At 40.0% G+C, this 26,504-nt stretch carries 19 protein-coding genes, 3 tRNA genes, 3 rRNA genes and 5 pseudogenes; 5 read left to right on the top strand and 25 right to left on the bottom strand.

Annotation, left to right across the window (positions count from 1 at the left end; genetic code table 11):
• Window positions 1-215 precede the first annotated feature (215 nt).
• Window positions 216-898, top strand: a pseudogene (locus NSQ85_RS03115) (transposase); the annotation flags it as partial.
• 79 nt (window positions 899-977) lie between these two features.
• Here the strand turns inward: NSQ85_RS03115 and NSQ85_RS03110 are convergent.
• Together NSQ85_RS03110 and tnpA are read right to left on the bottom strand one after the other, a co-directional pair.
• Window positions 978-2,177, bottom strand: a complete 1,200-nt coding sequence (locus NSQ85_RS03110; protein ID WP_179974017.1) for a phosphoglycerate kinase — start codon at window positions 2,175-2,177, stop codon at window positions 978-980.
• Window positions 2,178-2,432: 255 nt separating this feature from the next.
• Window positions 2,433-2,678: pseudogene (gene tnpA / locus NSQ85_RS03105) on the bottom strand (IS200/IS605 family transposase); the annotation flags it as partial.
• A 114-nt stretch (window positions 2,679-2,792) separates the two neighbouring features.
• Here tnpA and NSQ85_RS03100 point away from each other — a divergent pair.
• Window positions 2,793-4,140, top strand: a pseudogene (locus NSQ85_RS03100) (IS3 family transposase).
• Window positions 4,141-4,287: 147 nt separating this feature from the next.
• On the opposite strand, the gene gap reads toward NSQ85_RS03100, so the two are convergent.
• The 10 genes from gap to rsgA form a co-directional block, all read right to left on the bottom strand.
• Window positions 4,288-5,298, bottom strand: coding sequence for a type I glyceraldehyde-3-phosphate dehydrogenase (gene gap / locus NSQ85_RS03095; protein WP_084829112.1), 1,011 nt, complete (start codon window positions 5,296-5,298; stop codon window positions 4,288-4,290).
• A 187-nt stretch (window positions 5,299-5,485) separates the two neighbouring features.
• Window positions 5,486-7,567 (bottom strand): elongation factor G, encoded by a 2,082-nt coding sequence (gene fusA / locus NSQ85_RS03090; protein WP_340781126.1) that lies wholly within the window; start codon window positions 7,565-7,567, stop codon window positions 5,486-5,488.
• A 220-nt stretch (window positions 7,568-7,787) separates the two neighbouring features.
• Window positions 7,788-8,258, bottom strand: coding sequence for a 30S ribosomal protein S7 (gene rpsG / locus NSQ85_RS03085; protein WP_084829114.1), 471 nt, complete (start codon window positions 8,256-8,258; stop codon window positions 7,788-7,790).
• A gap of 18 nt (window positions 8,259-8,276) precedes the next feature.
• The gene (gene rpsL / locus NSQ85_RS03080; protein ID WP_179972296.1) at window positions 8,277-8,690 is read right to left on the bottom strand and encodes a 30S ribosomal protein S12; all 414 of its coding nucleotides are present in this window, start codon (window positions 8,688-8,690) and stop codon (window positions 8,277-8,279) included.
• 216 nt (window positions 8,691-8,906) lie between these two features.
• Window positions 8,907-9,731, bottom strand: coding sequence for a pur operon repressor (purR, locus tag NSQ85_RS03075; RefSeq protein WP_179974019.1), 825 nt, complete (start codon window positions 9,729-9,731; stop codon window positions 8,907-8,909).
• Between the two features lie 93 nt (window positions 9,732-9,824).
• A complete protein-coding gene (locus NSQ85_RS03070) occupies window positions 9,825-10,766 on the bottom strand; it encodes a 3'-5' exoribonuclease YhaM family protein (RefSeq protein WP_340781124.1) in 942 nt (313 codons plus the stop codon).
• Window positions 10,756-12,030 (bottom strand): DNA recombination protein RmuC, encoded by a 1,275-nt coding sequence (locus tag NSQ85_RS03065; RefSeq protein WP_179974021.1) that lies wholly within the window; start codon window positions 12,028-12,030, stop codon window positions 10,756-10,758. The genes NSQ85_RS03070 and NSQ85_RS03065 overlap by 11 nt, the downstream gene beginning before the upstream one ends.
• 1 nt (window position 12,031) lies before the next feature.
• On the bottom strand, window positions 12,032-12,664 hold the full coding sequence (locus tag NSQ85_RS03060; RefSeq protein WP_179972300.1) for a thiamine diphosphokinase: 633 nt from the start codon (window positions 12,662-12,664) through the stop codon (window positions 12,032-12,034).
• Complete coding sequence (gene rpe, locus NSQ85_RS03055; RefSeq protein ID WP_179974022.1) at window positions 12,657-13,316, bottom strand: ribulose-phosphate 3-epimerase; 660 nt, start codon at window positions 13,314-13,316, stop codon at window positions 12,657-12,659. Before rpe ends, NSQ85_RS03060 begins: the two co-directional genes overlap by 8 nt.
• Before the next feature lie 7 nt (window positions 13,317-13,323).
• The gene (gene rsgA / locus NSQ85_RS03050) at window positions 13,324-14,196 is read right to left on the bottom strand and encodes a ribosome small subunit-dependent GTPase A (RefSeq protein WP_179974023.1); all 873 of its coding nucleotides are present in this window, start codon (window positions 14,194-14,196) and stop codon (window positions 13,324-13,326) included.
• Between the two features lie 135 nt (window positions 14,197-14,331).
• Here rsgA and NSQ85_RS03045 point away from each other — a divergent pair.
• Window positions 14,332-14,414 (top strand) — tRNA-Leu (locus tag NSQ85_RS03045).
• Window positions 14,415-14,452: 38 nt separating this feature from the next.
• Here NSQ85_RS03045 and rsmA read toward each other — a convergent pair.
• From rsmA to trxA, 5 genes and pseudogenes are all read right to left on the bottom strand, one after another.
• Window positions 14,453-15,325, bottom strand: coding sequence for a 16S rRNA (adenine(1518)-N(6)/adenine(1519)-N(6))-dimethyltransferase RsmA (gene rsmA / locus NSQ85_RS03040; RefSeq protein WP_179974024.1), 873 nt, complete (start codon window positions 15,323-15,325; stop codon window positions 14,453-14,455).
• Between the two features lie 144 nt (window positions 15,326-15,469).
• Window positions 15,470-16,030: a ribonuclease M5 gene (gene rnmV / locus NSQ85_RS03035; RefSeq protein WP_179974025.1), complete on the bottom strand. Its 561-nt coding sequence runs from the start codon at window positions 16,028-16,030 to the stop codon at window positions 15,470-15,472.
• Window positions 16,023-16,799, bottom strand: a complete 777-nt coding sequence (locus NSQ85_RS03030; RefSeq protein ID WP_340781122.1) for a TatD family hydrolase — start codon at window positions 16,797-16,799, stop codon at window positions 16,023-16,025. Before NSQ85_RS03030 ends, rnmV begins: the two co-directional genes overlap by 8 nt.
• Before the next feature lie 53 nt (window positions 16,800-16,852).
• A pseudogene (locus tag NSQ85_RS03025) lies at window positions 16,853-17,248 on the bottom strand (CoA-binding protein).
• A 95-nt stretch (window positions 17,249-17,343) separates the two neighbouring features.
• The gene (gene trxA, locus NSQ85_RS03020; RefSeq protein ID WP_084826154.1) at window positions 17,344-17,658 is read right to left on the bottom strand and encodes a thioredoxin; all 315 of its coding nucleotides are present in this window, start codon (window positions 17,656-17,658) and stop codon (window positions 17,344-17,346) included.
• Between the two features lie 193 nt (window positions 17,659-17,851).
• On the opposite strand from trxA, the gene NSQ85_RS03015 reads away from it, so the two are divergent.
• Window positions 17,852-18,634, top strand: coding sequence for a protein-ADP-ribose hydrolase (locus NSQ85_RS03015; protein WP_179974027.1), 783 nt, complete (start codon window positions 17,852-17,854; stop codon window positions 18,632-18,634).
• 27 nt (window positions 18,635-18,661) lie between these two features.
• Here NSQ85_RS03015 and NSQ85_RS03010 read toward each other — a convergent pair.
• From NSQ85_RS03010 to NSQ85_RS02980, 7 genes and pseudogenes are all read right to left on the bottom strand, one after another.
• A pseudogene (locus tag NSQ85_RS03010) lies at window positions 18,662-19,079 on the bottom strand (acyl-CoA thioesterase).
• Between the two features lie 23 nt (window positions 19,080-19,102).
• A complete protein-coding gene (gene traF / locus NSQ85_RS03005) occupies window positions 19,103-19,438 on the bottom strand; it encodes a conjugal transfer protein TraF (RefSeq protein ID WP_179974028.1) in 336 nt (111 codons plus the stop codon).
• A 108-nt stretch (window positions 19,439-19,546) separates the two neighbouring features.
• Window positions 19,547-19,620, bottom strand: a tRNA-Asn gene (locus NSQ85_RS03000).
• Between the two features lie 5 nt (window positions 19,621-19,625).
• Window positions 19,626-19,741 (bottom strand): 5S ribosomal RNA (rrf, locus tag NSQ85_RS02995).
• Between the two features lie 83 nt (window positions 19,742-19,824).
• A 23S ribosomal RNA gene (locus NSQ85_RS02990) occupies window positions 19,825-22,724 on the bottom strand.
• Between the two features lie 147 nt (window positions 22,725-22,871).
• A tRNA-Ala gene (locus tag NSQ85_RS02985) sits at window positions 22,872-22,944 on the bottom strand.
• Between the two features lie 54 nt (window positions 22,945-22,998).
• Window positions 22,999-24,546, bottom strand: a 16S ribosomal RNA gene (locus NSQ85_RS02980).
• Together the 16S, 23S and 5S rRNA genes with 2 tRNA genes alongside form the textbook arrangement of a ribosomal RNA operon.
• A gap of 472 nt (window positions 24,547-25,018) precedes the next feature.
• On the opposite strand from NSQ85_RS02980, the gene NSQ85_RS02975 reads away from it, so the two are divergent.
• Window positions 25,019-25,156, top strand: coding sequence for a hypothetical protein (locus NSQ85_RS02975; RefSeq protein WP_179972306.1), 138 nt, complete (start codon window positions 25,019-25,021; stop codon window positions 25,154-25,156).
• A gap of 111 nt (window positions 25,157-25,267) precedes the next feature.
• Here NSQ85_RS02975 and tgt read toward each other — a convergent pair whose 3' ends face one another.
• Window positions 25,268-26,410, bottom strand: coding sequence for a tRNA guanosine(34) transglycosylase Tgt (gene tgt, locus NSQ85_RS02970; RefSeq protein ID WP_179972307.1), 1,143 nt, complete (start codon window positions 26,408-26,410; stop codon window positions 25,268-25,270).
• Window positions 26,411-26,504 lie beyond the last annotated feature (94 nt).

Genomic DNA, 26,504 nt, shown 5'->3' with positions numbered 1-26,504 from the left:
TGTAGGGGGAAAACCACTGTAGAGATTATAGAGCTTTTTAAGTATACACAAAAAGTCCCATAAGAACTATAATGAAGAGCGACAAAACCATCATTAGGAAGAACTTATGAGACTTATTAAGAATACCGCAGAATTAAAGACCCTAACATCATTATTTCTCTTGTTTTTGAAACGGATACTCATATCGAGGTTCAAGCAAAACTGGATTATCCTGTATACGAAACTACTTTTTGAAGTATCCATTGAAAATCCGACAACAGGTACAATTTATCACGATCGATATGTCTGGAGCTTATATGTCACTAGTTCGAAGAGTTTTCCTAAATGCCCAAATCATTATTGATCGTTTCCACATCATCCAGCATCTTGATCAAGCCTTTTTAAAGGCAAGAATTGCCATTATGAACCAGTTCAATAAGAAGCCACTACCTTATCGAGCCTTGAAAAATCACTGGCGACTTTTTCAAAAGGACAGTCGTAAGTTATCTCTCAACGTCCTCTATTCAAAGACCTTCCGACAAACTTTAGTACCACATGAAATCATTGAGAAGACATTGGTCTTTTCAGAAGAGATCGCTAATGCCTACAAACTTTATCAGCTTTTACTTTTTCACTTTCAGGAAAAAAGAGTAGATGAGTTTTTTGAGCTCATTCAAGAAAACTTAAACGTCGTCAATCAATACTTTCAAACTGTCTTTAGGACTTTTCTTAGACACAAACAATACATCAAGAATGCACTAGAAACAGACTATTCAAATGCAAAACTCGAAGCGACTAACAAGATGATTAAAGACATCAAACAGTTAGGCTTTGGTTTTAGAAACTTCATCAACTTTAAGAAACGTGTCTTCATCACTCTGAACATACAAAAAGAGAAAACCTATCCGGTCCTCTCTAGATGTTAGCTTTTCGTCACCCACTACAGTTGACAAGGAGCCAAAAGAACGCTCTATAGAACGTTCTTGATTTACCAAAAATTATTTTTCAGTCAAAGCTGCAATTCCTGGAAGTTCTTTACCTTCAAGGAGTTCCATAAATGCACCACCACCAGTAGAGATCCATGAGAATTTGTCTGCATATCCAAGGTTGATTGCTGCAGCAGCTGAGTCACCACCACCGATGATTGATTTAACACCTGGTTGTTTCACGATAGCGTCCATCACACCGATTGTACCAGCTTGGAAGTCAGGGTTTTCAAATACACCCATAGGACCATTCCATACAACTGTTTTAGCACCAGTCAAAGCTTCGTCGAATTTAGCGACAGATTTTGGACCGATATCAAGACCAAGGAAACCTGGGTCTATTGCTTCACCTTCAGTATATTTCACTTCAGTGTAGTCAGTAAATGCATTTGCTTCTTTTGAGTCAACTGGCAAGATCAATTTACCATTTGATTTTTCAAGAAGAGCTTTCGCTACATCCAATTTGTCTTCTTCCACAAGTGAGTTACCGATTTCGATACCTTGCGCTTTGAAGAATGTGTAAGTCATCCCACCACCGATAAGAACTTTATCAGCTTTTTCAAGCAAGTTTTCGATAACACCGATCTTATCTGAAACTTTTGAACCACCAAGGATAGCCACGAATGGACGTTCTGGATTTTCAACTGCTTCTTGAATGTATGCAATTTCTTTTTCAAGAAGGAATCCAGCAACAGCTTTTTCAACGTTTGCTGAGATACCAACGTTAGATGCGTGTGCACGGTGAGCTGTACCGAATGCATCGTTTACGAAGATACCATCTCCAAGTGATGCCCAGTATTTACCAAGTTCAGGATCGTTTTTAGATTCTTTCTGGCCATCAACATCTTCAAAACGAGTGTTTTCAACCAAGAGAACTTGGCCATCTTCAAGAGCGTTAACAGCTGCTTCCAATTCAGGACCACGTGTAACACCTGGAATAAACTTAACATCTTGACCCAATTTAGCAGCCAAGTCAGCAGCTACAGGAGCAAGTGATTTACCTTCTTTATCAGCTTCATCTTTTACACGTCCAAGGTGAGAGAAGAGGATTGCACGTCCACCTTGTTCAAGGATATACTTGATAGTTGGAAGGGCAGCAGTGATACGGTTGTCGTTAGTGATCACGCCATCTTTTATAGGTACGTTGAAGTCAACACGAACGAGAACTTTTTTCCCTTTCAATTCAACGTCTTTAACAGTCAATTTAGCCATTTGATCAGACTCCTTAATTTTTTAATACGGTCTCATTATACCACAAAATGCATAAAAGAGATAGTAAAATCAGAAGGATTTCTAGCTAATTGCTAGTAAGCTACTTTTATCATATAATCAAAATAGAAAGTCAGAATAGCAACGAAAAAACACCTAAATAAAATTCAGAAAAAAGCTAATTTCGATTTAAATATAATCCTCATAATTACACTTATTCCTCTTCTTTCTTACTTTTAAACAAACACTCTTTTCCTATAAATATCCCATAAATGAGGAAATACTTATTTTTGGTGGTATACTCACCAACATGTGAATATGATCTGGACAAGCTTCAGCTTCATGAATTACAACGCCTTTTCTTTCAAATAATAACCGTAAGATTTGACCAATACTTGCTTTGTATTTCCCATAGATTATGTGACGTCTATATTTGGGGGAGAAAACAATATGATACTTACAATTCCAAGTAGTATGTCCTAAACTATTATTATCCTGTCTCATCAAGGGTTCTCTTTTTGTATATTAGTTAGTGGTCGGGAAACCTTATCTAATATAACACTTGGACTGCATCCCAAAAGTTAGATAGAAAAATCTAACTTTTAGGGTGTTTTTATTATGAAATTAACTTATGAAGATAAAGTTCAAATATATGAATTGAGAAAGCAAGGTCAAACCTTCAACCAACTTTCAAAACGATTTGGTGTGAATATTTCTGGTCTAAAATATATGGTGAAATTAATTGACCGTTATGGAATAAACATCATCAAAAAGGGAAAGAATCGTTACAATTCACCAGAATAAAAACAAGAAATGATTGATAAAGTTCTACTTGAAGGTCGTTCTCAACAAAGTGTTTGCCTGGACTAGGTCTTCTCAAATCAAGGATTGCTTAACAATTGAATAGCACAATACAAAAATGGGTATACTCTTCTTGAGAAAAGAAGAGGGAGAGTACCTAAAATGGGGCGTAAACGTAAGAAAACTTGGGAAGAAATGACAGAACTAGAGCGACTCCAAGCAGAAAATGAGTACCTGAGAGCCGAGAATGCAATTCTAAAAAAGTTGAGAGAACTCCGATTTAGGGACGAAAAGGAGCAAGAAGAAAAACAGAAATTGTTCAAGGATTGGTAACAGAGTCTGCTTTAGGGATTCTTCTAAAGATTATCAAACTTGCTCGTTCAACCTATTATTACCACTTAAAGCAACTGAATCAAGTAGATAAAAATCAATCTATCAAAGTGGAAATTCAAGAAATTTATTATGAACATAAAGGAAATTATGGCTATCGCCGAATAACTCTTGAATTGAGGAATCGTGGTTTTGTAGTGAACCAGAAGAAGGTCTAACGTCTGATGAAGCTCCTTGGTTTAAGTTCCCAAATTCCGTCGTAAACGCAAGTATTCTTCATACCAAGGAGAAGTTGGTAAGAAAGCAGATAACCCTTATTCAACGGCAGTTTGAAGCAGCCAACCCAATGAAAAAGTGCTACACAGATGTGACAGAGTTTGCCATTCCAAATAGCACACATAAATTATATTTATCGCCTGTTTTAGATGGTTTCAACAGCGAAATTATCGCTTATAATCTCTCAACTTCACCAAACTTAGAACAAGTGAAATCTATGTTAGACCAGTCCTTCACAGAGGAGCATTATGAAAATACAATTCTCCATAGTGACCAGGGATGGCAATACCAACATCAGTATTATCATCAATTTTTAGAGGATAAAGGGATTCAACCGTCCATGTCACGTAAGGTAAATAGTCCAGACAATGGTATGATGGAGTCTTTCTTTGGCATTCTTAAGTCTGAGATGTTTTATGGTTACGAGAAGATGTTTCACTTACTTGAGCAATTGGAACAAGCTATTGTAGACTATATTGATTATTACAATAACAAACTAATCAAGGTAAAACTAAAAGGACTCATTTCTGTGCAATACAGAACTAAGTCCTTTGTGTAAATTAATTGTCTAACTTTTTGGGGTCAGTACACACTTTAGGGGGACTTTTTTGATACATCGCTAAAAGCTTTTCGGAACCACTAGCTGTGCTAGTGGTTTTCGTGAGAAAAAAAGAAGAGCCTAAGCTCTTCTTCCTATACAATTGAATTATTTAGCGATTTTCGCGAAGTATTCTAGAGTACGTACAAGTTGTGAAGTGTAAGACATTTCGTTGTCGTACCATGAAACAACTTTAACCAATTGTTTACCGTCAACGTCGAGAACTTTAGTTTGAGTTGCGTCAAACAATGAACCGTAAGACATACCTACGATATCTGAAGATACAATCGGATCTTCTGTGTATCCATATGATTCGTTTGTAGCTGCTTTCATAGCTGCGTTCACTTCATCAACAGTAACGTTCTTTTCACAAACTGCTACCAATTCAGTAACTGATCCAGCTGTAACTGGAACACGTTGTGCAGATCCGTCAAGTTTACCGTTCAATTCTGGGATTACAAGACCGATAGCTTTAGCAGCACCAGTTGAGTTAGGAACGATATTTGCAGCAGCAGCACGTGCACGACGAAGGTCCCCACCACGGTGTGGTCCGTCAAGGAGCATTTGGTCACCAGTGTAAGCATGGATAGTAGTCATCAACCCTTCAACAACACCAAAGTTGTCATTAAGTGCTTTAGCCATTGGAGCCAAACAGTTTGTAGTACATGAAGCGCCTGAGATAACTGTTTCAGTACCATCAAGGATATCGTGGTTAGTGTTAAATACAACTGTTTTAACATCATTTCCACCAGGAGCAGTAATAACAACTTTCTTAGCTCCACCAGGGTGCAAGTGTTTTTCAGCAGCATCTTTCTTAGCGAAGAAACCAGTTGCTTCAAGAACGATTTCTACACCATCATTAGCCCAGTCAATTTGTTCTGGATCACGTTCTGCAGAAACTTTAACGAATTTACCGTTAACTTCGAATCCACCATCTTTTACTTCAACAGTACCGTCGAAACGACCTTGAGTTGTGTCGTATTTCAACAAGTGTGCAAGCATAACCGGATCAGTAAGGTCGTTGATGCGTGTAACTTCAACACCTTCTACGTTTTGGATACGACGGAAAGCAAGACGACCGATACGGCCGAAACCGTTAATACCAACTTTAACTACCATTAGTGATTTCCTCCTTATGAAAATCGAATAAATATAATTTTGAGAGCAAACTCTCACTATTGTGAAAAGATTAACTTGAGGGTTTTCATTTAACCTTTTAACATACCTATTATATAATTTTTTTCAGGAGAATGCAAATAGAAAGAGGCACTTACTTTCATAAGCACCTTAACTTAAAAACTTCTAATTAAGCTTCACCAGAATTTTTCTTGATGATTTCTTCTTGAACTGATTTTGGAACATCTTCATAGTGATCAAATACCATCATGAATGTACCACGTCCTTGAGTTGCAGAACGAAGTGTTGTTGCATAACCGAACATTTCAGCAAGTGGTACATAGGCACGAACGGTTTGGGTGTTACCGTGTGCTTCCATACCATCAACACGTCCACGACGAGCAGTAACGTGACCCATAACATCACCAAGGTTCTCTTCTGGAACAGTGATAGTTACAAGCATCATTGGCTCAAGAATAGTTGGTTGTGCAGTCTTAGCAGCTTCTTTAAGTGCAAGAGATGCAGCAATCTTAAAGGCAGTTTCAGATGAATCGACATCGTGGTATGAACCATCATAAAGCTTAGCTTTAATGTCAACCATTGGGTATCCAGCAAGGACACCATTAGCCATTGATTCTTCCAATCCTTTTTCTACTGCAGGGATGAACTCACGTGGAACCACACCACCAACGATGGCATTTTCGAATTCGAATCCTTTACCTTCTTCGTTTGGAGTAAATTCAATCCAAACGTCACCAAATTGACCTTTACCACCTGATTGGCGTTTGAAGAATCCACGTGCTTGTGTTCCAGCACGGAATGTTTCACGATATGATACTTGTGGGGCACCAACATTGGCTTCAACCTTGTGTTCACGTTTCAAACGGTCAACAAGGACATCAAGGTGAAGTTCACCCATACCAGAGATAACAGTTTCACCAGTTTCAGGGTTAGTTTCAACACGGAATGTTGGATCTTCTTCAGCAAGTTTTTGAAGACCGATAGCCATTTTATCTTGGTCAGCTTTAGTCTTAGGCTCAACCATCAATTGGATAACTGGTTCTGGAACTTCGATTGACTCAAGAATAACTTTAGCTTTTTCATCAGTCAACGAGTCACCAGTTGTAGTATCTTTCAAACCGATAGCAGCAGCGATATCACCGGCATAAACTTGTTCAATTTCTTGACGGCTGTTAGCGTGCATTTGAAGGATTCGTCCGACACGTTCACGTTTACCTTTAGAAGTGTTCATTACGTAAGAACCTGATTGAAGGATTCCTGAGTAAACACGGATAAATGTTAAACGACCTACAAATGGGTCAGTCATGATCTTGAAGGCAAGAGCTGCAAATGGCGCTTCATCAGAAGCAGGACGAGTTTCTTCTTCGCCTGTATCTGGGTTAATACCTTTGATGGCTGGAATATCAAGTGGACTTGGAAGGTAGTCAATAACCGCATCAAGCATCAATTGAACACCTTTGTTTTTGAAGGCTGAACCACAAAGAACTGGGAAGAATTCAACGTTAATTGTAGCACGACGAATAGCTGCTTTCAATTCATCGTTAGTGATTTCTTCACCTTCAAGGTATTTCATCATCAAATCTTCGTCAGTTTCAGCAACTGCTTCGATCAATTTTTCACGGTATTCGTTTGCTTGATCTACGTATTCAGCTGGAATATCTTCTTCAAGAATATCTGTACCTAGGTCATTAGTATAGATTTCAGCTTTCATTTTAATCAAGTCAATGATACCACGGAAGTCATCTTCAGCACCGATTGGTAATTGAATTGGGTGTGCGTTTGCTTGAAGACGATCATGAAGTGTGCTTACTGAGTAAAGGAAGTCAGCACCGATTTTATCCATTTTGTTGGCAAATACGATACGTGGAACACCATAATCAGTTGCTTGACGCCAAACTGTTTCAGTTTGAGGTTCTACACCTGATTGTGAGTCAAGAACGGTTACGGCACCATCCAATACACGGAGTGAACGTTGTACTTCGATAGTGAAGTCCACGTGTCCTGGTGTATCGATGATGTTAACACGGTGACCATTCCATTGCGCTGTTGTAGCGGCAGAAGTGATTGTGATACCACGTTCTTGTTCTTGCTCCATCCAGTCCATTTGTGATGCACCTTCGTGAGTTTCACCGATTTTATGAATTTTACCAGTGTAGTAAAGGATACGCTCTGTTGTAGTTGTTTTACCAGCATCAACGTGGGCCATGATACCGATATTACGAGTTTTTGCAAGTGAAAATTCGCGTGCCATTAGGTTTATTCTCCTATAAATATTTTAGTTTACTTATTTATTATAACATTATTGTCAAAAAACGGATAGGCAGGACCTACCCGTTCTTCAATGATATTCAACTGGTTTTCAAACGATATAAATTATACAATTTGAACCAAAGCCAAAACTCAAGCTGTTACAGTTCCAAAGCATCAGCTTATGAATAATATATGACTGTAATACAGCTTGAAACTTATAATTACCAGCGGAAGTGTGCAAAGGCACGGTTTGCTTCAGCCATTTTGTGAGTATCTTCACGTTTCTTAACTGCTGCTCCAGTGTTGTTTGCAGCATCCATGATTTCTTTTGCAAGACGTTCTTTCATAGTGTGTTCACCACGCGCACGTGATGCGTTAACCAACCAACGAAGACCAAGAGTTGTACGACGTTCTGGACGAACTTCAACTGGGACTTGGTAGTTTGAACCACCAACACGACGTGCACGTACTTCAAGTACAGGCATGATGTTGTCCATAGCTGTTTCGAATACTTCAAGAGCATCGTTTCCAGTTGCTTCTTTGATTTGCTCGAAAGCATCGTATACGATTGTTGCAGCAGTACCACGTTTACCATCAAGCATTACACGGTTGATAAGACGTGTAACGATTTTTGAATTGTACAATGGATCTGCCAATACTTCGCGTTTAGGCGCTCTATTTTTACGACTCATTTTATCTTATCTCCCTTCTTATCCTTTAGGACGTTTAGTACCGTATTTAGAACGGCTTTGTTTACGACCAGCTACACCTGCAGCATCAAGTGCACCACGGACGATGTGGTAACGTACCCCTGGAAGGTCTTTTACACGTCCACCACGGATAAGAACAACGCTGTGTTCTTGGAGGTTGTGTCCGATACCTGGGATGTAAGCAGTAACTTCGATAAGGTTGCTCAAACGTACACGAGCAAATTTACGAAGGGCTGAGTTAGGTTTTTTAGGTGTCATTGTTCCAACACGTGTTGCAACACCACGTTTTTGTGGTGAATATACTTTAGTTTGAACTTTTTTGAGGCTGTTGTAACCAACGTTCAAAGCTGGTGATTTAGATTTAACAACTTTTGATTGACGTGGTTTACGAACCAATTGGTTAATTGTAGGCATCTACATTCTCCTGTGTTTTTTATTTTTGGTTGATATGGCACTGGTGACAATCCATATCTGTGTGTACTTTTGCAACTTATGTCAGCACGTCTCTGTACACTTTTGAGAGACCAAAAGTAAAAAGTACCGTCTGATATAATACCATATTCTAAGGAACATTGTCAATAATTTCTTGCCAAAAAGAAAATTCCTAAATATTAAATTAGGAATTACGTTCTAAGCTTTTGATTTATCGAAAATATTACCTACTTCAACTTCTACTTTTTGTGATTTTACATCGATGTCAGATACAGTGAGCAATGATTTGTATTCATGAATGTCTCGATCGACTTTGGCATTCTCTGCAAATACAGCTATACCCACCAACTCACTATCAAATTCCGAAAGCAAACTAATCATACCGGTAATAGTGCCGCCACCTTTAAGAAAATCATCAACAATAAGAACACGACTATTTGGTTTCAAACTGCGTTTTGAAAGGAACATTTTTTCAATACGATTGCTTGAGCCACTGACGTAGTTTACTGAGACTGTTGATCCTTCTGTGATTTTCAAATCACGACGAACAATAACAAATGGAATATTCAAGACATCTGCCACTGCATTTGCCAAAGGCACACCTTTTGTTGCAACAGTCATTACAGCATCAATTTTTTGACCTTTAAAAGCACTAGCAATAATACGACCAACATTTTTCAAAATCGATGGGGTACTTAATAAATCAGATAGATAGAGATAACCACCTGGCAAGATACGATCACTCTCAGAAAGGCGTTCACAAAGATTTTCAACTAGACTTCTTGCATCTTCATCAGAAATAGTTGGTGTAAACATAACACCCCCAGAGGCACCCGTTACTGTTTCGATTTCCCCTATTTGACTTTCTTCAAAAGCTTTTTTAATAATAGCAATATCTTCTGAGATTGACGACTTAGCAGCTTCATAACGCTCTGCAAAGGTGTTAAGACTTGTTAGTTGATATGGATTATTAATCAGGTAGTTTGAAATCACTACCATACGCTCACTTCGTTTTAATTTCATATGTTACCTATATTTTCTGTACTTTTTAACTATTATACCATAATACAATAAAAAGCGAACATTTTTTCATTAAATGTTCACTTACTTTCGCTTCTAGTCATATTTTGGCTTATAGAAAGAACGGTTATCCATGGCAAATAGGCGATTAGTCATCTCTCCTGGTCCAACTAAGTTCAGAGCTGTCGTCATCATCATCATACTAGCATCGAGATTATCAATCATATGGATAACCTCCGCCTCCATGATACGAGGACGAACTGGACTTCCATACTCCAATTGCCCGTGGTGACTTAAAATGACATGACGTAAAACAACAACATCCTCACGTGTATCATCAATATTAAGCTCGACAAGAACTTTGGTAATTTCTTCATCAATCAAAGCTATGTGACCAATCAAGTTTCCACGAACGGTATATTCTGTATTTTCAGGACCAGTTAATTCAATGACCTTAGCTAGGTCATGTAGCATAATTCCTGCAAAGAGCAAACTCTTATTTAGCTCTGGATAAATATCTCCAATACTATCAGCCAAGCGAATCATAGTCGCTGTATGATAAGCTAATCCACTTTCAAAGGCATGATGGTTTGTTTTAGCAGCAGGAAAACTAAAAAAATCCTTATTATGCTTACGATAAAGGGCACGGACCACACGTTGCCACGTAGCTTCCTCTATTTTGAAAATCATCTGCTCAAGATATTCACGCACTTCGGATGAATTTACCGGTGGCTTTCCCTTAAAATCAGCCGGATCATTCGGTTCACCAAATAAAGGGAGTCGCAAGGTAATTTGATTGACTTGAGGCGTATTATTATAAACCTCTCGGCGTCCTTTCATATGGACTACCTTACCAGCTGTAAATTCTTCAACATTATAAGGCTGAGCATCCCATAAATTTCCTGAAATTTCACCAGAATCATCCTGGAAGGTAAAAGCAATATAGTCCTTTCCCGCTCGTGTCTTACGTACTTCTGCACGCTTAATCAGATAAAAGCCTTCAAAATACTCATCTTTTTTCATTTGATTAATTTTCATGCTCATCCTCATTTTCTAATCGTGGTAAATCTAACAAACTTTGTGTCGCACTATCTTGGTAGGTTTCAATGGTATCAAGAGCTCTAACAATTGCCCTGCTCCGTGTGTTAAGCAGACTATCGACAGTTTTACTTGCTGTATTTAATTGTTTTTGAGCCTTAGCAAGCATATCTCCAAACTTACCAAACTCCAGTTTAACGTTTCCTAAAATTTTACTAATATCATCCGCATTCTTTTGAATATTCAAAGTTCTAAATCCCACAGATAATGAATTCAAGAGTGCAGATAATGTTGATGGACCTGCAATTACAATATTCTCCTCGCGACGAAGGGCATCAAAGAAGGCCGGCTGTCGTACCACCTCAGCATAAAGTCCTTCCGTCGGCAAAAATAATATGCCAAAATTGGTAGTCTCAGGTGGATTAAGATACTTCTTATTAATATCCTTGGCAAATCGTCGAATACTAGTCATAAGTGACCTACGATGACTCTCAATCTGCTCTTTGTCGCCAGATTCATAAGCATCTTCCAGACGATAATAATCTTCTAGGGGAAACTTAGAATCTATCGGGAGGTAGACATATTCGTCTTTATGATTTCCAGGCATCTTAATTGCATATTCAACCCGTTCACTTGAACCTGATACCGTAGGAAATTCTCGCTCGTACTGATTAGCAGCCAGTATATCTTCAATAATTTGTCCTAATTGAAGTTCTCCCAGAATACCACGTGTTTTTGTATTTGAAAGGACCTTGTTGAGGCTCCCAACATCCTTAGCAACATTTTTCATTTCCCCCAAACCTTGGTTAACAGACTCTAGCTGTCTTGAAACCGTCTCAAAAGACGCTTGTAAACGTGTTTGTAAAGTTTGTTCCAGTTTCTCTTCAACTGTCTGACGCATTTGTTCCAAACGTTTCTCATTGGAATTCTGCATATCCCTAACAGCTTTCGCCAGGCTTTGGTTTATTTGCTCTAGGCGTTGATCAGAACGATCTCGATTATCGGACAAGTTTTGGTGCAAAACCTCGCGAATATCTGTCAATTGTTGATAAAGTGCCACCTGCAATTGATTCAATTGCTTTGTCGTTTCGAGTTGATTTGTTTTAGCAAAATTTTCTAACTGAAAAGAAATTTGATCTGAAAGATTATCTGCATTTTCTTCCAGACTCTTGTTAAGCTGTTCTTTTAACTCCACATTCTTCAAGTAGAGAACAGCCAAAAGCCCTAGGCTTAAAAAAGTCAAAAGTGTAAGCAGGTAGATCATACTAACTCCTATCTCTAGTCTGGATGATAATCACGTATCCATTTGGTACTGTCACATGAATTGGACCATCAACGAATTCATTGCTGGAATAGATTTTTTTTTGAAAATAATTACTACTGGTTAATTCATATTTTGCTCCCAAAATCGTCAGTTCTCCATCACCTTCCTGTAAAAAGGATATATAAGTCATATCAGGTTCTGGAAGAAATTCATGTTTGCCTTCTGAACAATAAGTAATTTTATTTTGCTTATCCCGTAAGCAGATACGATCCATAAAAGGAGCTAGTTGCGGATTGCTGACTAGAAATACATTTGACAACATATGATCTATCCTACCACCAAAAGCACCAAAAATGGTTACTTCAGCTTCGGGGTAAGCCTGAAAAATCAATTTTAAAGCTAACTCAGTGTCTGTGTCATTCTTCTCAGCTGAAGCTTTCTTACAAGATTTAGCTGTCGATTGAATGACGTCTAATTCTAACTCAGAGACCGAATCAAAATCCCCTACCGCCAGGTCAAGAGGTAACCCTAACTCCAGCAAGTACAAACAAGCACGATCCACTCCAACAAAATAATCAAAATCGGTAGTGAACCAATCTAGCTCACCACCGACAAACAAAGCTATTTTAGGCATCGATAGCATCACGGAGCGTTTGAACTTGCGCAGTCAAATCATGATTTTTGAAAAGGTAAGAGCCCGCTACAAAAACATTAGCTCCCGCCTTAGCACATGCTGCGATGGTTTTGTTATCTACCCCACCATCAACTTCAATATCGAATGAATAGCCACCTTTTTGGCGAAGTTCAACGACCTGTTCTACTTTAGACATCATTTCTGGAATAAAGGTCTGACCACCAAAACCTGGGTTTACAGTCATAATAAGTACTTGATCCACTAAAGCAAGCACTGGAATAAGTGCCTCAACTGGTGTGCCAGGATTGATTACAACACCTGCTTTCATACCAGCAGCTTTAATCTTCTGAAGGGCACCATGAATGTGTTTAGTAGCTTCGACATGAATAGTCATAATATCTGCACCAGCCTGTGCGTAAGCAGTCACATAACGCTCAGGATCAACAACCATAAGATGACAATCAAAAACTAACTTACTATGTTTACGCATGCTAGCAACCACATCTGCTCCCCAACTGATATTCGGAACAAATTGGCCATCCATGATATCGATATGAACATATTCTGCGCCTGATGCATCAATACGAGCTAGTTCAGAAGCAAAATTAGCGTAATCAGCAGCTAGGATAGATGGAGCAATTTTATATGACATGAGAGACCTACTTTCTTTTGATATTTTTTTTATATATTTCGCGACGGTTTTCAATTTCACTTAAAAATTGAAGGTAATTATCATAACGAACTTCCCAGATTTGACCATTGTCCACTTCATCTTTAACAGCACAAGAAGGTTCATGGGTGTGGGTACAGGAACGGAACTTACAGCCATGACTGGCCTGACGAATTTCTGGAAAAGCTTCACTCAAATCTTCTGAATTAGCCACTTCATAGTCTAGTGAAGAGAACCCCGGTGTGTCAGCAACCTTCCCACCATGAACATCATAAAGGCTTACAGCCCTTGTTGTGTGACGACCACGACCTAGACTGTCCGAAATTTCACCTGTTTCTAAACTTAACTGCGGGGCAATACGATTTAGCAGAGTCGATTTTCCTACACCAGTCTGCCCCATGAAGACTGTGACTTTATCAACCAAGAGAGGCAATAGTTCTTCCAAAGTAAAGACAAGATCAAAACCAATTCGTTGATACTGTGTTTGAATACTCTTCATCTCCGAATCATCTTCAACCAAGTCCATCTTAGAAATATAGATTACAGGTTTTATATGTTTATGCTCTAATAAAACCAAAAAACGATCCAAAAGATTACTGTTAAAATCTGGTTCCTTAGCAGACATAATAACCACAGCCTGATCGATATTGACAATGGGCGGACGCACTAGACTATTGATTCGTTGACCGATTTTAAGGATATACCCCTCTGAATTTTCCTCTGCCGAAAATTCAACAAAATCTCCAACATAAGGTGTTTGCCCTTTTTTTCTAAAATTTCCTCGTGCACGCGTCTGGTAAACAACACCATCATGCTCTACATAATAGAAACCTGCTAGTGCTTTGATAATTCTTCCTTGCAAGTGAACTCCTCATTCGTTTAATAGCCTTATTATACCACAAAACTACAAGCATTTCTGACCCAAAACAAGCACGGAGCACAATTACTTTGGACTCCTTGAATTTTTACTAATTTGCAGTATAATAATACTATCACTGCGGAGGTGGTGGAATGGCAGACACGCATGCTTCAGGCGCATGTGCTTTTTCAAGCGTGAGGGTTCAACTCCCTTTCTCCGCATAGCTAAAACCCCACTGACATTCAGTGGGGTTTTTGAATTATAGACCAGCTTCTCTCAAAGCATCTGAGAGATGTGCAAAATTCGAAATAGACAGTGCCTCTCCCCGAATAGAAGGTTTTATAGCTGCATTTTTCAAAGCCTGCTCAAGCTTGTTTTTAACTTCTTCAGACTTACCAAAATGACTTGTCAGATTATTCCAAAGCGTCTTGCGACGATGCAAAAAACTAGCCTTTGATACACGGAAAAAGAAATCTTCGTCTTTAACTTCGACTAAAGGTTGCTTACGGCGTGTCATCTTCAAAATAGCCGAGTCAACATTAGGTGCTGGCACAAAAACTGTACGAGGGACAACGAATGCCACCTTGGCAGTCATATAATATTGCACAGCGATGGATAACGACCCATAGGCCTTTGTATTGGGCTCAGCAGAAATACGATCTGCAACTTCTTTTTGCATCATAACAACAAATTCTGCAAAAGGAATCTTACTCTCAATCAAATGCATTAAAATTGGTGTCGTAATATAGTATGGCAGGTTGGCTACAACCTTGATTGGTAGGTCTGGATTTTCAAATTCTTTGACACGTGTCTGTAAATCTGCCTTGAGAACGTCTTCGTTAATCACTTTAACATTATCATGATCACGCAAAGTGTCTTCCAAAATCGGAACTAATCGCTCATCAATTTCAAATGCCATAACTTCCGAAGCATTTTCAGCCAAGAATTCAGTTAATGCTCCAATACCTGGCCCAATTTCGATAACATTGACGTTTTTATTAATCTCTGCCGTATCAACAATCTTTTGTAAAATATTTGTATCTGTTAAGAAGTTCTGTCCAAAAGACTTCTTAAAGGTAAAACCATGACGTTCAAGAACAGCCTTGGTCACACTATAATCTGCAATTCTCATTCATTCTCTTTTCTTATTTTTAATATCAGGATTCTTGTTACTTTGATTCAAAATTAAATCAAATTCTTAATTATCTCAACTGCTAAAATAAACGATTTAGCAGCAACTTTAGCGACTTCTTAATTTCTAAGAGCACTAATAACCCTAGTATTTCGCCATGACCTCTTCAAGTTCTTCTAAAGTAATTCCAAACAATTCCAAACGTTTTAATAGCTGCTTTCCATTGCAATAACCAATACGAAGCGCTTCCCCCAAATATTCTCGACGTTTACGGCTATCCGATCCCATTAAAAGTCCTAACTTCATGAGATCTGATTTACTGATATCAAACTGATTATCATCATCGTAACTACCTAGAACTCCAGCCAGTGCCTTCTGAATATCTTTAAAATTTGCATGCTCGACTCCCAAGGAACGGCCTCTTGTCTTAGATTTTGGACTCGCTTCACCACGGTTCAAAAAAGCATGCTTTGCTGTCGGAACAGCTTCCATGATGATTTTCCGAATACGTTCTCCATTATAATCTGGATCTGTGAAAACAATCACTCCTCGTAATTCATTAAGCTTATCAATACGCTCTAAGTCATCCTCATTAATAGCAGAGCCTCTAGTTTCATAGGTATCCACCTCATAAAAACGTCTCAAATTTGCCGTATCATCCTTGCCTTCTACGACGATAACTTCTTGAATTTTTATTTTACTCATTCAGACCAAAAATCCTCATCGCATTGTTATAAGTAACTCTTGCAACCTCTTCACTTGTTAAACCACGAAGCTCGGCAATCTTATCCACCACGTAACGTGTATACCCTGTACGATTTTCACGACCACGTTTTGGCACAGGTGCTAGATACGGTGCATCTGTTTCAACTAAAATCTTATCTAAAGGTAAGTACTGAGCAGCTTCTTGGACATCCAAAGCCTTCTTAAAAGTTACAACACCTGAAAATGAAATCATCATACCAAGCTCAATAAATTTTTGAGCCATCTCCAGGGACCCTGAGTATGAGTGCATAATCCCACCACAAGGACCAACCCCAACTTCTTTAATAACCTCGTAAGTATCCTCTATTGCGTCACGTGTGTGTACAACGAAAGGCAAATTATATTCCTTTGACAAGGCTATTTGACGCTTAAAGACCTCAATCTGAACCTCCTTAGAATCTTCCATCCAATAATAGTCCAAACCAATCTCGCCAAGTGCCACTACGTTCGGATTTCCCAATTGTGACACAATCATATCCTCAATTTCCTGAGTATATGATCCCGCTTCTGTAGGATGCCATCCGATTGTACTATATAGCTGGTCGTATTGCTCTGACAGTGCTAAAGACTTCTTAATTGTCGCTTTATCAAAACCAACAATATTCATTTTAACAACACCAAGTTCAGCTGCAAAATCTACTTCTTCTAGTTCTTTTCCTGCAAAATTATCCACATTAAGATGGGTATGTGTATCAAAAATTTTAATCATAGGTCTATTATAACAAAAAGGAGCGAGCTTAGCTCACTCATCTTTTCATTTTATTAAACAAAGAGTCGCATATATTCTATCTTTGTACAGCAATTTATTACAATATCCTGTCTATTAGCCTGACGAAGAATAGTCTCTGCCTCTTCATTTTCAAGACCGATTTGACTCCAAAAAACTTTGTCCTTCGTTTCAAGAAAATCATAAGCAACATCTGGTAAATACTCACTGCGTCTAAAAACATCAACAATATCTGCTGAAAACGGGATGTCCTTAAGATAAGCATAAACATGCTCTCCTAGAAGCTCCTGACCTTCTAGTTTAGGATTTACTGGCATGATACGATAACCAGTAGCTTGTAGGAAATGCGCAACTTGATAAGATACTGCCTCCTTACGATGAGATAGACCAACGATTGCGATAGTCTTTGCTGATTTTTAATAAGATTCTATAACCTGAGCACTAGGGTTTTAAAATGAATAAGACATTTGACTCTCCTCATCGTTCAAAAAAATAAACTCTCCCTAAATGGAATGGCCATGATTACTTAGCTAAGCTCAGAAATGATGGCTTTAATTTGTTCTTTTGTATGGACACCTGCAACTTGCTTAACAACCTCACCATCTTTTTTGAATAACAAAGTTGGGATAGACATAATTCCAAATTTTTGTGCTGTTTCTGGATTCTCATCAACATCAATCTTCACAATCTTTAGTTCATCTTCTGAAATCTCTTCAGAAAGTTGCTCAAGAATTGGTGCTTGCATCAAGCAAGGCCCACACCAAGTAGCCCAAAAATCAATCAAGACGAGTCCTTCAGCTGTTTCTTGTTCAAATGTAGAGTCTGTTACTACTTTTGTCATTTAATTGTCCTCCTAAATATTATAAAACATTTGTAGACCTATTCTATATGATTCTAAAGGCCATTGCAAGAATTTGATACATACATAAGAATTTCTTATCAAATATTAGTCATTGTCTATCATGGACATCACTTGCCCATAGAATACCTTGAGAGTATAATAATAAATAAACTAAAAAATAGAAAGAATAAATATGGATAAAGTTGCAATGATTACCTATCTCATAGGTGAACTCAAAAAAGAAAATCTAGAATTACATGATTTGATTGTTCCAGAAGAGCTCGAAGAAAAGCAGAAACTCCTAAGAGCACTCTTTAATACACGTAAACCAATGGCAGCATCAACACAATTCTTGACCATACAAGATCTTTACCTACAAGTTAGAAAAGGGGAACGAGGAATTGTACAACTCAACTCTCTCCAGTCTATTCCTCAAGATAAGAGAATCTATCTATGGAAAGGTGATATTACAAGACTAGAGATCGATGCAATAGTAAATGCAGCAAATAAGACCTTACTTGGATGTATGAAACCACTCCATAATTGTGTTGATAATGCTATTCATACATATGCAGGTGTCCAGTTACGTCAGGCTTGTTTCGAACTCATCTTAGAACAAGGATATGAAGAACCAGTAGGAATGGCTAAAATAACCCCAGCCTACAATCTCCCTTCTGCCTTTGTTATCCATACAGTTGGTCCAAAAATTGAAAACCAAGTAACACCAATTGACGAAGATCTTTTGATTAAATCGTATCTTTCAGTATTAGCACTAGCTGAAAAAAACAAGATAGAATCAATTGCTATACCATGTATATCAACTGGCAATTTCAATTTTCCAAAACAAAAAGCAGCAGAGATCGCAATCAAAACTGTAAAATCCTTTATTGATCACTCTCAAATTGTTAAAAAAGTTATTTTTAACGTCTTTGATGATGAAAATTTAAATATTTATCAAAAACTTCTTGAAGAATAAAAAAGAAAATCATTTTGATTTTCTTTTTTATTCTAAAGTTAATTGTTCTTCTAACAAAGCAAAGAATACAGGGAAATCATTTTTTAGATTAATAAAACTACCTTCTTTAGACAAAAACTATGCTCTGAAACAGTTGTACAAACTAGAATACCATCTTGATTTACCATTCAATACAGAAAAGAAAGTTTAGAAAGTTTAACACTTTTAACAGAAATCTCTATAGAAACCTGATCTGCGAAAGTTGTTTTAGCTTTGTATTCACACGAAATAGAAATAACAGGAGAAATAATACCCTCCTCTTCAATTTTTTCATAAAGCCATCCTAAATTCCTTAGAAAAAAGTTCTGGCCTTTTCCATCCATTGAACATAATTTGAATGATGAGTAATTCCCATTCGATCTGTTTCATAATACTGGTACTGGCCCTTGTGTTTACAAAAAAACATAAGAACCTCTAAATATAAATAACTTAAGAAATAAAATCTAAAATGTCTTCCTCAGAGAGCGTAGAGTCACAAACAACCTTCACAGCTCCTTTTTCTGAGACAAACAATGCAGGTACAGTCGCAATACCATAGCGTTTACGTAAAGCCTGAATCTCTCCCAGTTCATCAGTATTTTCACTATTAATATAAAAAATATTAAATTCAGACTTACGTGCAACATTTGATAATTTAGGCTCAAAAAGCTGACAATACGGGCACGAAGGACGTCCAATAAACAAAATAAATTTTTCAGCTGAAGCAATATTCTCCTTAGCCGAAGAGACAGAAATGGGCGTAAAAGCAGATGCAAAAATTGACATAATAATACCTCTCAAATAAAAAATATATTCATATAATACCCAAAAAATTAGTAATTAACAAGAAAACAAACCAAAAAAGCTAGACAATGTCTAGCTTAAAAAATTATACTCCGCCAGTAGGACTCGAACCTACGACATCATGATTAACAGTCATGCGCTACTACCAACTGAGCTATGGCGGATAAAGGCTAAGCGACTACCGTATCTAACAGGGGGAAACCCCCAACTACATCAGGCGTACTAGGGCTTAACTTCTGTGTTCGGCATGGGAACAGGTGTATCTCCTAGGCTATCGTCACTTAACTCTGAGTATTCTCAACTCAAAATTGAATATCTATACTGTATCAAGAAACCAAATCGTTGTCAATATATCTCAGTTACTTTCGTTGGATAAGTCCTCGAGCTATTAGTATTAGTCCGCTACATGTGTCACCACACTTCCACTTCTAACCTATCAACCTGATCATCTCTCAGGGCTCTTACTGATATAAAATCATGGGAAATCTCATCTTGAGGTGGGCTTCACACTTAGATGCTTTCAGCGTTTATCCCTTCCCTACATAGCTACCCAGCGATGCTCTTGGCAGAACAACTGGTACACCAGCGGTAAGTCCACTCCGGTCCTCTCGTACTAGGAGCAGATCCTCTCAAATTTCCTACGCCCGCGACGGATAGGGACCGAACTGTCTCACGACGTTCTGAACCCAGCTCGCGTGCCGCTTTAATGGGCGAACAGCCCAACCCTTGGGACCGACTACAGCCCCAGGATGCGACGAGCCGACATCGAGGTGCCAAACCTCCCCGTCGATGTGAACTCTTGGGGGAGATAAGCCTGTTATCCCCAGGGTAGCTTTTATCCGTTGAGCGATGGCCCTTCCATACGGAACCACCGGATCACTAAGCCCGACTTTCGTCCCTGCTCGAGTTGTAGCTCTCGCAGTCAAGCTCCCTTATACCTTTACACTCTGCGAATGATTTCCAACCATTCTGAGGGAACCTTTGGGCGCCTCCGTTACCTTTTAGGAGGCGACCGCCCCAGTCAAACTGCCCGTCAGACACTGTCCCCGATAGGGATAACCTATCTGGGTTAGAGTAGCCATAACACAAGGGTAGTATCCCAACAACGCCTCACTCGAAACTGGCGTCCCGAGGTCATAGGCTCCTACCTATCCTGTACATGTGGTACAGATACTCAATATCAAACTGCAGTAAAGCTCCATGGGGTCTTTCCGTCCTGTCGCGGGTAACCTGCATCTTCACAGGTACTAAAATTTCACCGAGTCTCTCGTTGAGACAGTGCCCAAATCATTACGCCTTTCGTGCGGGTCGGAACTTACCCGACAAGGAATTTCGCTACCTTAGGACCGTTATAGTTACGGCCGCCGTTTACTGGGGCTTCAATTCATGCCTTCGCTTACGCTAAGCACTCCTCTTAACCTTCCAGCACCGGGCAGGCGTCACCCCCTATACATCATCTTACGATTTAGCAGAGAGCTGTGTTTTTGATAAACAGTTGCTTGGGCCTTTTCACTGCGGCTGACCATCAGTCAGCGCCCCTTCTCCCGAAGTTACGGGGCCATTTTGCCGAGTTCCTTAACGAGAGTTCTCTCGCTCACCTGAGGCTACTCGCCTCGACTACCTGTGTCGGTTTGCGGTACGGGTAGAGTATAATTAACGCTAGAAGCTTTTCTCGGCAGTGTGACATCACTAACTTCGCTACTAAACTTCGCTCCCCATCACAGCTCAATGTTAAAGATATAAGCATTTGACTCATATCACACCTCACTGCTTGGCCAGACACTTCCAATCGTCTGGTTTAGTTAGCCTACTGCGTCCCTCCATCACTATATACTCTAGTACAGGAATATCAACCTGTTGTCCATCGGATACACCTTTCGGTCTCTCCTTAGGTCCCGACTAACCCAGGGCGGACGAGCCTTCCCCTGGAAACCTTAGTCTTACGGTGGACAGGATTCTCACCTGTCTTTCGCTACTCATACCGGCATTCTCACTTCTATGCGCTCCAGCACTCCTCACGGTACACCTTCTTCGCACATAGAACGCTCTCCTACCATACCTATAAAGGTATCCACAGCTTCGGTAATATGTTTTAGCCCCGGTACATTTTCGGCGCAGGGTCACTCGACTAGTGAGCTATTACGCACTCTTTGAATGAATAGCTGCTTCTAAGCTAACATCCTAGTTGTCTGTGCAACCCCACATCCTTTTCCACTTAACATATATTTTGGGACCTTAGCTGGTGGTCTGGGCTGTTTCCCTTTCGACTACGGATCTTAGCACTCGCAGTCTGACTGCCGATTATATCTCATTGGCATTCGGAGTTTATCTGAGATTGGTAATCCGGGATGGACCCCTCACCCAAACAGTGCTCTACCTCCAAGAGACTTAACATCGACGCTAGCCCTAAAGCTATTTCGGAGAGAACCAGCTATCTCCAAGTTCGTTTGGAATTTCTCCGCTACCCACAAGTCATCCAAGCACTTTTCAACGTGCACTGGTTCGGTCCTCCAGTGAGTTTTACCTCACCTTCAACCTGCTCATGGGTAGGTCACATGGTTTCGGGTCTACGACATGATACTAATGCGCCCTATTAAGACTCGGTTTCCCTACGGCTCCGTCTCTTCAACTTAACCTCGCATCATATCGTAACTCGCCGGTTCATTCTACAAAAGGCACGCTCTCACCCATTAACGGGCTCGAACTTGTTGTAGGCACACGGTTTCAGGTTCTATTTCACTCCCCTCCCGGGGTGCTTTTCACCTTTCCCTCACGGTACTGGTTCACTATCGGTCACTAGAGAGTATTTAGGGTTGGGAGATGGTCCTCCCAGATTCCAACGAGATTTCTCGTGTCTCGCCGTACTCAGGATACTGCTAGGTATAAAGACTATTTCGAATACGAGGCTATTACTCTCTTTGGCCTACCTTCCCAGGTAGTTCTTCTATAATCTTTAAGTCCACGTTGCAGTCCTACAACCCCGAAGAGTAAACTCTTCGGTTTGCCCTCTTGCCGTTTCGCTCGCCGCTACTAAGGCAATCGCTTTTGCTTTCTCTTCCTACAGCTACTTAGATGTTTCAGTTCACTGCGTCTTCCTCTACATTACCTTAACAGTAATGAGTGACAGGCATTACCTGCCGGGTTTCCCCATTCGGACATCTCTGGATCATTGCTCACTTACAGCTCCCCAAAGCATTTCGTCGTTAGTCACGTCCTTCATCGGCTTCTAGTGCCAAGGCATCCACCGTGCGCCCTTATTAACTTAACCTTATTTTTGGCCTTTCGACCTAACTCATTAAATATTCACAGCGTTTCGGTTTATTTTCTTGTTACTATCTATATGTAATTACTTACATATGGAATTTGATATAGATATTCAATTTTCAATGGACAATACTTGAATCTTTCGATTCAATGGAGCCTAGCGGGATCGAACCGCTGACCTCCTGCGTGCAAAGCAGGCGCTCTCCCAGCTGAGCTAAGGCCCCACAAGACCTCTCAAAACTAAATAAGAAACTCAAGTACATTCCGTTTTTCCTTAGAAAGGAGGTGATCCAGCCGCACCTTCCGATACGGCTACCTTGTTACGACTTCACCCCAATCATCTGTCCCACCTTAGGCGGCTGGCTCCAAAAGGTTACCTCACCGACTTCGGGTGTTACAAACTCTCGTGGTGTGACGGGCGGTGTGTACAAGGCCCGGGAACGTATTCACCGCGGCGTGCTGATCCGCGATTACTAGCGATTCCGACTTCATGTAGGCGAGTTGCAGCCTACAATCCGAACTGAGATTGGCTTTAAGAGATTAGCTCGCCGTCACCGACTCGCAACTCGTTGTACCAACCATTGTAGCACGTGTGTAGCCCAGGTCATAAGGGGCATGATGATTTGACGTCATCCCCACCTTCCTCCGGTTTATTACCGGCAGTCTCGCTAGAGTGCCCAACTGAATGATGGCAACTAACAATAAGGGTTGCGCTCGTTGCGGGACTTAACCCAACATCTCACGACACGAGCTGACGACAACCATGCACCACCTGTCACCGATGTACCGAAGTAACTTTCTATCTCTAGAAATAGCATCGGGATGTCAAGACCTGGTAAGGTTCTTCGCGTTGCTTCGAATTAAACCACATGCTCCACCGCTTGTGCGGGCCCCCGTCAATTCCTTTGAGTTTCAACCTTGCGGTCGTACTCCCCAGGCGGAGTGCTTAATGCGTTAGCTACGGCACTGAATCCCGGAAAGGATCCAACACCTAGCACTCATCGTTTACGGCGTGGACTACCAGGGTATCTAATCCTGTTCGCTCCCCACGCTTTCGAGCCTCAGCGTCAGTTACAGACCAGAGAGCCGCTTTCGCCACCGGTGTTCCTCCATATATCTACGCATTTCACCGCTACACATGGAATTCCACTCTCCCCTTCTGCACTCAAGTTTGACAGTTTCCAAAGCGAACTATGGTTGAGCCACAGCCTTTAACTTCAGACTTATCAAACCGCCTGCGCTCGCTTTACGCCCAATAAATCCGGACAACGCTCGGGACCTACGTATTACCGCGGCTGCTGGCACGTAGTTAGCCGTCCCTTTCTGGTAAGCTACCGTCACAGTGTGAACTTTCCACTCTCACACCCGTTCTTGACTTACAACAGAGCTTTACGATCCGAAAACCTTCTTCACTCACGCGGCGTTGCTCGGTCAGGGTTGCCCCCATTGCCGAAGATTCCCTACTGCTGCCTCCCGTAGGAGTCTGGGCCGTGTCTCAGTCCCAGTGTGGCCGATCACCCTCTCAGGTCGGCTATGTATCGTCGCCTAGGTGAGCCATTACCTCACCTACTAGCTAATACAACGCAGGTCCATCTTGTAGTGGAGCAATTGCCCCTTTCAAATAAATGACATGTGTCATCCATTGTTATGCGGTATTAGCTATCGTTTCCAATAGTTATCCCCCGCTACAAGGCAGGTTACCTACGCGTTACTCACCCGTTCGCAACTCATCCAAGAAGAGCAAGCTCCTCTCTTCAGCGTTCTACTTGCATGTATTAGGCACGCCGCCAGCGTTCGTCCTGAGCCAGGATCAAACTCTCATTAATACTTTAATAATTGTTTGAGCGTTAACTCATTACCGTCGTCTGACGATTTATTCTTGTAAATTGACAGGTTATAATTCTTCTATCATAACCCTGCACTTGGTTTCTTATTCAGTTCTCAAAGGTCTTTGCCTCTCTTGAGACAACTTCTATATTTTAGCAAAGATAGAATAGCTTGTCAACACTTTTTTTGAAGTTTTTTTCTCTTCTTCGTGCTGGCCGTCTCTCACGAAACAGCTTTTTTATATTATCATCCCTTCTTAAACTTGTCAATAGCTTTTTTAAAAGTTTTGGAACCTTTACGAGTTAGAGACAAATCACTTAAGACAACTTTTATATCTTAACATCCTTTTAGATAGGTGTCAAGAGTTTTTAAAAACTTAAATATACAATACAAGAGACAAGTACACAATAAAAACTCATAAGATTTTCTTGTAAAATAGAATTGAACGAACTAGTTACGAAAGGAAGTCTTATGAGCTACCATCATTTTGCTAAGTCACTTCATCGTCTTCGTGCTCGTGTCGGTATTCGTAAGCCCCGCCATCGTGGAAAGACAAGTCATCAGACTATTCAGCTGCAGGAAAGCAAACTTAATAATAGGCCACGATAATGTCCTAACTGAAAAACACCTTATGAAGTATTCTAAGGGGAAAGTATGCACTTAATCTGACAATTCAAGAAAGAAAAAAAGCAGTACATTCGGTACTGCTAAATAAATTATTTAAAAATTCCTATTACTCGCATTATATCCATATTTTTCAATAAAGTCTTGACGAAACTCGAGTAAGTTGTCATCAACAATAGCTTGACGGACCTTGGCCATCAAATTTACTAGGAAATAAAGATTATGATAACTTGTCAAACGAATTCCAAACGTCTCATCTGCTTTCAACAAGTGTCTCACATATGCACGTGTGTAATTCTTACATGTGTAACAATCACACTCTGGATCAATTGGGCTAAAGTCTTCTGCATAGGCAGCATTTTTAACTACTAGGCGTCCATTGCTAGTCATACACGTCCCATTTCGAGCAATTCTTGTCGGCAAAACACAGTCGTACATATCGACTCCACGGATAACACCATCAATCAAACTATCTGGCGCCCCTACTCCCATAAGGTAACGCGGTTTGTTTTCAGGAAGTAGAGGTACAGTAAAATCTAGTACGGCATTCATCTCTTCATGAGTTTCTCCAACCGCAAGACCACCAATAGAATACCCAGGAAAATCCATAGAAACCAAATCATGCGAAGATTGTCTGCGAAGGTCTTCGAAACCAGCTCCTTGTACAATACCAAAGAGCCCTTGATCGTGTGGCCGACGATGGGCTTTTAGTCCACGCTCTGCCCAACGACTCGTACGTTCGATAGATTTTTTGACATAATCATATGGCTGGTAAAATTGCGGACATTCGTCAAAGCTCATCATAATATCTGAGCCGAGATTATTCTGAATTGAAATAGCTTTTTCAGGAGAAAGAAACATCTTACTTCCATTAAGGTGATTTTTAAAGGTTACACCTTCCTCTGAAATGTTTCGCTTTTCCGCCAATGAGTAAACCTGGAATCCTCCACTATCTGTAAGAATGGCTTGTTCCCAATTCATAAACTTATGGAGTCCACCAGCTTTAGCAATAAGCTCATCACCAGGTCTCAGCCATAGATGATAGGTATTTGCCAAAATAATTCCTGAACCCATCTGCTTTAGTTCTTCAGGGGATTGCGTTTTTACAGTAGCTTGGGTACCGACAGGCATAAACATCGGTGTTGGAAAAGTGCCATGAGGCGTTATAATTTCTCCTAGGCGTGCTCCTGTGTATTTTTCTTTCTTTATAAGACGATATTTAATAGGAAAATCAGTCATTTAAACTCCTTACGTTAGGAAAAACAGTCCTAAGTATTTTTTAGCGAGCGGACATTATCCACAACTGCTTTAGTGTATCAAATTTTATAAGAAT

The organism is Streptococcus sp. FSL L8-0526 (genome assembly GCF_038007145.1).
Classification (GTDB): Bacteria; Bacillota; Bacilli; order Lactobacillales; family Streptococcaceae; genus Streptococcus; species Streptococcus thermophilus.
This window is presented reverse-complemented; position numbering and strand designations above follow the sequence as displayed.